Origin of the sequence: Acidovorax sp. HMWF018 (assembly GCF_003061035.1) — a bacterium.
In the GTDB taxonomy this organism is placed as follows: Bacteria; Pseudomonadota; Gammaproteobacteria; order Burkholderiales; family Burkholderiaceae_C; genus Acidovorax; species Acidovorax delafieldii.
The window spans coordinates 1,057-5,818 of sequence record NZ_QAIM01000502.1 but is presented as its reverse complement, the minus strand read 5'-3'; the positions used below and the strand labels follow the sequence as shown (position 1 = coordinate 5,818).

Below are 4,762 nucleotides of genomic sequence, written 5' to 3'. Positions count from 1 at the left end.
TCAGTTGAGCCTGCCCGACCGCTGGAACGGACGCTTTCTGTTCATCGGCGGGGGCGGCAACGACGGCATCCTGCGCGACACCTCGCTCAGCTCCAGCATTTCGGGCGGCACGCCGTCGCCGCTGGGGCAGGGCTTTGCGGTGGTGTCCACCGATGCGGGCCATACCGGCTCCAGCGCCAGCTTTGGCGCCGACCCGCAGGCGCGCACCGACCATGCCTACAACTCTTACGACAAGACGGCCGTGGCCTCCAAGTCGCTCATCAGCACGCGCTACGGCCGCAAGCCGGACTACTCCTACTTCTCAGGCTGCTCCGGCGGCGGGCGCCAGGGCATGATGTTCTCGCAGCGGTTCCCGGACTACTTTGACGGCATCACCGCCGGAGCGCCCGCCATGCGCGTGTCCAGCGGTGCCACGGTGGCCGCCATGTGGAACACCATCCAGTTCAACGCCATTGCGCCGCAGGATGCCAGTGGCAACCGCATCCTCTCCAAGGCCTTCAGCAACAGCGACCTCAAACTGGTGGCCAATGCGGTCAATGCCACCTGCGACGCGGCCGACGGCGTGGTGGACGGCCTGGCCCAGAACGTCAATGCCTGCAAGGCGTTTGACCCCGCCGTGCTGCAATGCACGGGCGGCAAGACCGACAGCTGCCTGTCGTCCGCCCAGGTGGGTGCGCTCAAGAGCGTGTTTGCCGGGCCCCGCAACTCTGTGGGCAAGGCGCTGTACACCGGCCAACCGTGGGACGCCGGGCTGGCGGCTCCCGGCTGGCGGTCCTGGACGCTGGGTAACTCGACCACGGCCACGCCCGACGCACGCTACATCACACTGATGGTGGATGCCCTGGTCAACGAGTTCTTCACACCGCCCGATCTCTCGTTCAACCCGCTGGCCTTCAACTTTGATACCGACCCCGCACGCATGGTCCCGTACTCTGCCGTCTACGACACCTATGCCGACGACAAACTGGCGGCCTACAAGCAGCGCGGCGGCAAGCTGCTGTTCATCCACGGCATGTCTGACCCGATCTTCTCGGCGTTTGACACGGTGGACTACTACGAACGTCTGGCCGCTAACAACGGCGGCATGGCGGCTACGCAGAACTTTGCGCGGACCTTCCTGGTGCCGGGCATGAACCACTGCTCGGGCGGTCCGGCCACCGACAACTTCGACTCGATCCAGACCATGGTGGACTGGGTAGAGAAGGGCATTGCCCCACAAAGCATCGCGGCCAAGGCGCTGCCCACCAACGCAGACTTTCCCAACCGCACGCGTCCGCTGTGCCCCTACCCGCAGTTTGCCAAGTACAAGGGCTCGGGCAGTGTGGAAGACGCCAGCAGCTTTGTCTGCTCGGCCAGCTGACGCGCGGCCTGAGCGATGCTGCAATAAAGCGGAAAGGGCCCTCGGGCCCTTTTTTGGGGTCTGTATACCCGGGTCCTGGGGTCAGCGCTTGACCGTTGAGGACTCCACGGGCGGCGGCAACCGCAGTTGGGCTTGTTGCACCACGCGGATGCAGTCACGCAGATGTTGCTCGCCCAGGTAGCGCAGGGTGGCGTAGCCAAGGGTGGCCGCGATGGCCTGGCCCGCCAGGGGCACGTACTTGGCTGCCTGCTTGGTGCTCAGGCGCAAGCCCACCGTCTGGGTGGCACGGATGACCAGTTCGCGGGTGATGAGCTTGCCGATCAGCGCCGAACCCACCAGGCCCACCGCCTTTTGCACCTGCTCCCGCTTTTTTGGGTCCAGCTGGTCGATCTGCTCGGCCGACAGGCCGAACTCGGTATTGATCTGTGGGATCAGGCGGGAAAGCAGGGCAGCATCGACCGCCCAGTCCAGCCCCGGCACCGGGACCACGCTGGCCGCTGCCGCCACCATGGCGCGGCGGTGCAGCAGCTTGCGGGCGCGGCGTACAACCGCGGCCAGTTCAGGGTCTCCAGCGGCCATTTGCAATGAGGTGGGCATGGGTGACAACGTGATGGAGGGTGATAGGACGAAAGTGCCTGATTCAAAGCGCAGATGGCGGGCAGCTCAGCGAGCGGGGCAAGATCCAGGACCTCTCAGGACTTGCCCTTGACCAGGCCGTACACCACCAGCAGAGCGACAGCGCCCAGCACGGATGCAATCCAGCCAGCGCTGTCGCCCTGCGCATACCAGCCCATGGCCATGCCCACGTAGCTGGCCAGAAACGAGCCCGCTACACCGAGCAGCGCCGTCATGATCCAGCCCAGTTTGTCGTCCCCGGGTTTGACGGCACGGGCAATCAAGCCCACCACCAAACCAATCAGCAACATCCCCAGAAGTGACAGCATGTTTTTCCCCTTGATAGTTGGTTCAGACGATAGAGTCACTTTACAGATGGGGCAGTCAAAGCGCTGTCGGACAATGCCCCCTGTCAGCGTCCCCCAGGCAAGGTGGTGCTGTGCCGTGTGGAGTCCCACGGATGCAGGGGGCGTTCAAAAAGGCAGCGCTCAAAGCGGTGCGCATGCAGGTCCATGCCCGATATCTGGTGGTCGGTGCGCGAGCACACGTAGCGCCCGCTCGGCAGGCTGACCCAAGCCGCCTCGGTGAGCAGGATCTCGTTGGCTGTGGCAATGTCTTCGCCCAGTTTGCAGGCGCAGTTCATCTCGGGGCCAAACAGGTCCTCGCGTGCAATCACCAGGGTGAGCCCAAAGCCAATGCCTGCGCTCACGTTCAGCGTCCGCTCGGGCGGTAACACGGTGTTCATGGCGCCCAGGGCGCGCAGGGTGTCCAGCGCGGCCTCCAGGGCTTGCTCGGGCGTGGCGAACACCGCAAACAGGTTATCGGCCTCCTGCTTGATGACCTCACCGCCGTTGCCTTCGATCGCAGGGCGCGCTGCCTGCTCCATCTGGTGGATCATCGCCAGGAAGTGAATGATGCCGTGGCGCTGGGTGATGCGGGAGAAGCCGCACATGTCCAGCACCAGGATGGCGACACTGCGCACAAACGCCTGTTCAATGGCGGCGTCAATCGCCCCGGTGCCGCTGGTTGGGGTCTGGTTGCGCTCTGACAGCAGGCGCCGGAGATAGCCCTTGTCGTGTGCAGTCGCAGCATCGGGGGGCAGCGCGGGGGTGTGGTGCATGGCAACGCCCTGTGGGTGGTGTCCGACATGGTAGCGCGGCCGGTGCTGGCGCCGCGCAGGTTGCGCCCGGGGCTACAGTGAGGCTCGCAAAGGGTGGTGGGGTGCTTGTCGTCCCCACCACTGCCGCAGACTTCTCTCAAGACAGAAAGGTGTACCCACCATGTTCACTATGTCATCCACCCCATTCATTTCGTACTCCGTTGCACCGGCTGGGGCCCAGCGCTCGTCATGGAGCCGGTTGGTGGCTCACCCGGCCGCCGTATTGGTGGCCGCCATGGCCTTGGGCGGTGCGCTGTCGTTTCCCACTGCCGCCCAGGCGCAAAGCGACGAGGCATCCCTGGCGCGCGGTGCCGTGCCTGACACCACGCCGCAGCAGCGCTACCAGTCGGCCATTCGTGAAGCGGGGGGCGGACTCAAGGTAAGCCTGGAAGAGTGCCGGGCCATGCCGACGGCGGAGCGTAAGCGGTGTGAGTCCGAGGCCCGGGCGCGTTATCAGGCTGACATGGCAGCAGCCAAGGCGCTGCTGCGGGGCGATCCGTCTGCAGGGCCGGTCAATGTGACCGGCGGCCCGATCCGCAGCACCGAGACGGTGTACGTGGTCAAGCCCTGATCACCACGGCCCGCCAATGAAGGAAGCCGGGAGCGTTTTACGATTTATTTCTGCGCCTGGGGTGCCTGGGCGCTCTCGACACCTTCGCCCGGCGTCACACGGCGCGCGCCGTTGAAACGGCGTGACCAGTAGGCGACGCCCATGTCTTCCACCCGGATTTCTGAGCCGCTTCGGGGCGAGTGGATGAACTTGCCGTCACCCACATAAATGCCCACATGGCTGAAGTTGCGGCGCATGGTGTTGAAGAACACCAGGTCGCCGGGTTGCAGCTCTTTCTTGTCGATGACCTGGGTGGCGGCTGCCTGCTGATCAGCACGGCGGGGCAGCAAAAGCCCTACCGTCTGCTCGTAGATAGCGCGCACAAAGCCGCTGCAGTCAAAGCCGGTCTCGGCACTGTTGCCGCCACGCTTGTAGGGCACACCCAAAAAACCCATGGCGTTGACCACCAAGTCACCCGCGCGGCCTGCCACGGTCTGGGCCTTGTCAGCCACCTTGTGGCTCACGTCTTCGAGTCGGGTAAACAGCCCTTTGTCCGCGAGCAAACGGTCCATATCGTCAGAATTGGTGCCCTGGGGCGCCGCATGCGCAGCGGTGGCGCAGGCAAGGATGAGGATGCAAAACCATCTGGACATGGGGGCGAAGGGTAACACGGTATGGTTATTTATCAAAAATAAGCATTTTTGCAAGCTGTTGATTTGATTCAGATAAATCGATGGGCGCAGTGTTTTCACAGGCAAAAGCCGCTTGCAAGATGCGCGCCAGACCGGCTTGCCTCCGCCCCAGGTGGGTCGGTGGCGAGGCTATGGGCCAAAAGGAGCTTGAGAGCATGGGTTGGACTCTAAATCGGCGGGTAGTGCCAGTGAACAAAGCGCAGGTAGCTATATGTTTGATAGCGGCCAGTGCGTACGCAGGCAGCCAGGCCCAAGGTGTCCCCGAGCCGCGGCCGGCGGTGTCGCTGGTGCCGGTGGCCACCGGCCTGGTCCACCCCTGGGCGGTGGCCTTTTTGCCGGGCGGGCAGTTCTTGGTGACCGAGCGGCCGGGGCGCCTCCGCGTTGTC

7 protein-coding genes are annotated in these 4,762 nt (G+C 64.4%); 3 read left to right on the top strand and 4 right to left on the bottom strand.

The window, feature by feature from the left end; all coding sequences use genetic code 11:
- Positions 1-1,360, top strand: a 1,360-nt coding sequence (locus DBR23_RS21405; RefSeq protein ID WP_233250653.1) for a DUF6351 family protein, incomplete at its 5' end; no start/stop codon positions are given.
- A gap of 81 nt (positions 1,361-1,441) precedes the next feature.
- Here DBR23_RS21405 and DBR23_RS21400 read toward each other — a convergent pair.
- The 3 genes from DBR23_RS21400 to DBR23_RS21390 form a co-directional block, all read right to left on the bottom strand.
- Positions 1,442-1,957 (bottom strand): hypothetical protein, encoded by a 516-nt coding sequence (locus tag DBR23_RS21400; RefSeq protein WP_108499529.1) that lies wholly within the window; start codon positions 1,955-1,957, stop codon positions 1,442-1,444.
- Between the two features lie 95 nt (positions 1,958-2,052).
- Positions 2,053-2,304: a GlsB/YeaQ/YmgE family stress response membrane protein gene (locus DBR23_RS21395; protein WP_056062936.1), complete on the bottom strand. Its 252-nt coding sequence runs from the start codon at positions 2,302-2,304 to the stop codon at positions 2,053-2,055.
- An 83-nt stretch (positions 2,305-2,387) separates the two neighbouring features.
- The gene (locus tag DBR23_RS21390; RefSeq protein ID WP_108499528.1) at positions 2,388-3,095 is read right to left on the bottom strand and encodes an adenylate/guanylate cyclase domain-containing protein; all 708 of its coding nucleotides are present in this window, start codon (positions 3,093-3,095) and stop codon (positions 2,388-2,390) included.
- A gap of 160 nt (positions 3,096-3,255) precedes the next feature.
- Between DBR23_RS21390 and DBR23_RS21385 the strand changes: the two genes are divergently transcribed.
- Positions 3,256-3,705, top strand: a complete 450-nt coding sequence (locus tag DBR23_RS21385; RefSeq protein WP_233250652.1) for a hypothetical protein — start codon at positions 3,256-3,258, stop codon at positions 3,703-3,705.
- A 44-nt stretch (positions 3,706-3,749) separates the two neighbouring features.
- On the opposite strand, the gene DBR23_RS21380 is transcribed toward DBR23_RS21385, so the two are convergent.
- Entirely contained in the window at positions 3,750-4,337 is a 588-nt protein-coding gene (locus DBR23_RS21380; protein WP_108499527.1) for a C40 family peptidase, read from the bottom strand.
- Between the two features lie 194 nt (positions 4,338-4,531).
- Here DBR23_RS21380 and DBR23_RS31410 point away from each other — a divergent pair.
- A partial coding sequence (locus tag DBR23_RS31410; protein WP_233250651.1) for a PQQ-dependent sugar dehydrogenase occupies positions 4,532-4,762 on the top strand: 231 nt, incomplete at its 3' end.

What these genes read in the sequence shown, in the direction of transcription:
- DBR23_RS21385 (WP_233250652.1), top strand. Translation starts at nt 3,256, where the DNA reads ATGTTCACTATGTCATCCACCCCATTCATTTCGTACTCCGTTGCACCG.
- DBR23_RS21390 (WP_108499528.1), bottom strand. Translation starts at nt 3,095, where the DNA reads ATGCACCACACCCCCGCGCTGCCCCCCGATGCTGCGACTGCACACGAC.
- DBR23_RS21400 (WP_108499529.1), bottom strand. Translation starts at nt 1,957, where the DNA reads ATGCCCACCTCATTGCAAATGGCCGCTGGAGACCCTGAACTGGCCGCG.
- DBR23_RS21380 (WP_108499527.1), bottom strand. Translation starts at nt 4,337, where the DNA reads ATGTCCAGATGGTTTTGCATCCTCATCCTTGCCTGCGCCACCGCTGCG.
- DBR23_RS21395 (WP_056062936.1), bottom strand. Translation starts at nt 2,304, where the DNA reads ATGCTGTCACTTCTGGGGATGTTGCTGATTGGTTTGGTGGTGGGCTTG.